The 1,614-nt window shown below is 63.8% G+C and carries 2 protein-coding genes; both read right to left on the bottom strand.

Going from position 1 to position 1,614, the window contains the following annotated elements:
• Window positions 1-587: MFS transporter (locus ELR45_RS34000; protein WP_205857811.1), on the bottom strand; the 587-nt coding region annotated here is incomplete at its 3' end.
• A 27-nt stretch (window positions 588-614) separates the two neighbouring features.
• Complete coding sequence (locus tag ELR45_RS33995) at window positions 615-1,109, bottom strand: SRPBCC family protein (protein ID WP_129670235.1); 495 nt, start codon at window positions 1,107-1,109, stop codon at window positions 615-617.
• Window positions 1,110-1,614 lie beyond the last annotated feature (505 nt).

Below are 1,614 nucleotides of genomic sequence, written 5' to 3'. Positions count from 1 at the left end.
ATGAAGAACGCCCACCGCCACCCGGGACCCGCGGCGATCAGACCGCTGGCAGCGACGCCCAGCGAGCCCGCGACGCCGCCCACGGCTGCGAAGATGCCGAGGGCACGGTTGCGCTCCCGGCCTTCGGGGAAGGCGGCGGCCAACAGCGACAGAGCCGCCGGTGTCATGAGTGCACCCCCCAGACCCTGGAGCCCACGGGCCGTGATCAACACACCGGTGCTCTGTGCGATACCCGCCTCTAGCGATGCCGCGGTGAACAAACCGAGGCCGGTGAGCAGGATGCGACGCCGACCCAGCATGTCGGTCATCCGTCCACCGGCGAGGAGAAATCCCCCCAGCAGCATCCCGTAGGCGACAACGACCCATTGCAAACTGTCCTGGCTGACCCCGAGGTCCCGTTGAATCGACGGCAGCGCCACGTTCACGATGGCGATGTCGAGAGACACGATGGACGTGGCCGTGCACGCCAGCCCCAAGACGAGTCCCGGGCGTGCGCGCGTCTGACGCCTTCCAGCGGTGTTGGTGGGTGCCTTCACCGACGGCGCAGCAACATCGGCGGTCGTCATGCGAGTTTCGATCGATGCCATGGGTTCGATCTTTCGGGTCGCGACGGATCAGGCGTCGTACTTCGTGATCGGCCGGCCGGTGCCGGTGGTGATCAGCTGCGGCATGCTCTCGGTGATATAGAAGGTCCAGCCTCGAGAGCAGGCCTCGAAGCAGTCGGAGTCAGCCGCGGTCAGGCCCTCATGCGTGAAGTGGACCGTCGCCCCATTCGGACTCGCGGTGATGTCGAAGATGACCTTGGTGTCGGTCCACTCGTCGTGATCCTCGATGAAGGTGAGGTAGGAGTCCACAACGTGCCAGACAATCCGCTTGCCTGGCACCACCTCGGTGATGCGAAATCGGGCGAACCGGATGCCATCATTCAACTTGGCCGCCTCCCCCGCGTATGTGCTGTCGTCGGTGAAGACGAACTCGTCGTGCAGGGCTGCGGTGGCGCCGATGATGTTCTCGTTCCACCATCCACGCACGTTGGTGATGGCTGCGAAGACCTCGTCAGGGGTGGATTCGACGGAGGTCTTGGCGGTCATGTGCTCGGTGAGCGACATTTTTCGTTCCCTTCGCTGGTGGTTTGCCCCACCGACGAAGGAGGTCGCGCGGGATCGACATCGACCCGAAAGAATTTTCCCGTCAATCTCACGGAGACACCCGGAGCGTGGGTCAGAGCTCGCGAAGGCGCCCGGCGTAGGGGAGTGTCGGCGGTCGCGCTACGTGCTGCCCTTGATCTGATCACGCGGGCCGGTGGTGGGGTTGTCGAGGCGTATCCGCACGACACACAGGGCAAAAAGACTTCGGCATCTTTTCATGTACAACGGCACTCGAAGCCTCTTCGAGCAGGCTGGCTTCGACTACGTCCGGCCCAAGGGCAAGAACCACTGCGTGATGGGCAAGACTGTCTCGCAGGCGTAGCGGCCGGATCTCGCAGCTTTCGCCGGAAAGAGCATGCATTGCGGCCGTCATCGCGACCACAATGTCGTTCGCTAGCGCGCTCCGGTTAAGTCAGCAGGTGCGTTTGGCGCGTTGGGCTACTCTCCGGTTTGTCCGTCTACGGAT

The sequence above is a fragment of the Phytoactinopolyspora endophytica genome, assembly GCF_004138495.1.
Taxonomy (GTDB): domain Bacteria; phylum Actinomycetota; class Actinomycetes; order Jiangellales; family Jiangellaceae; genus Phytoactinopolyspora; species Phytoactinopolyspora endophytica.
The sequence above is the reverse complement of the archived record's forward strand: the minus strand, read 5'-3'. Positions and strand labels throughout refer to the sequence as shown.